This is a genomic window from Pseudomonas putida, from assembly GCF_004357765.1.
Lineage (GTDB): Bacteria > Pseudomonadota > Gammaproteobacteria > Pseudomonadales > Pseudomonadaceae > Aquipseudomonas > Aquipseudomonas putida_U.
This window is the reverse complement of the sequence record NZ_SMTE01000100.1, coordinates 1-643: the sequence shown is the minus strand read 5'-3', so window position 1 is coordinate 643 and position 643 is coordinate 1. Positions and strand designations below refer to the sequence as shown.

Sequence of the window (643 nt, the reverse complement as noted above, 5' to 3'; positions counted from 1 at the left end):
GTTCGTTGCACGCGCCACCGACTGCCCGAGCGAGGTCTTGCCAACACCCGGCGGCCCCACGAGGCACAGGATCGGCGCTTTGAGCTTGTCGACGCGCTGTTGCACGGCGAGATACTCAAGGATACGTTCCTTGACCTTTTCCAAACCGTAGTGGTCTTGATCCAGCACCTGCTCGGCGTTCGACAGGTCGTTGTTGACCTTGCTCTTCTTGCGCCACGGCAGACCCACCAACGTGTCGAGATAGTTGCGCACGACCGTCGCCTCGGCCGACATCGGCGACATCAGCTTGAGCTTCTTGAACTCGGACTCGGCCTTCTTCTTGGCCTCCTTCGGCATGCGGGCGGCCTTGATCTTCTTGTCCAGCTCTTCGAGATCGGCGCCTTCCTCGCCTTCGCCCAGCTCCTTCTGGATGGCCTTGACCTGCTCGTTCAGGTAGTACTCGCGCTGGCTCTTCTCCATCTGGCGCTTGACGCGGCCACGGATGCGCTTTTCCACCTGCAGGATGTCGATCTCGCCTTCCAGCTGCGACAGCAGGCTCTCCAGACGTTCGGTCACGTTGAACATCTCGAGAATCTTCTGCTTCTGCTCGAGCTTGATCGGCAGATGTGCGGCAATGGTGTCAGCCAAGCGACCGGGTTCGTCG

The 643-nt window shown here is 60.3% G+C and carries 1 protein-coding gene; it reads right to left on the bottom strand.

The genetic code is table 11. From position 1 onward, the window contains the following. A partial coding sequence (locus E2H86_RS25710) for an LON peptidase substrate-binding domain-containing protein (RefSeq protein ID WP_207955663.1) occupies positions 1 to 643 on the bottom strand: 643 nt, incomplete at both ends.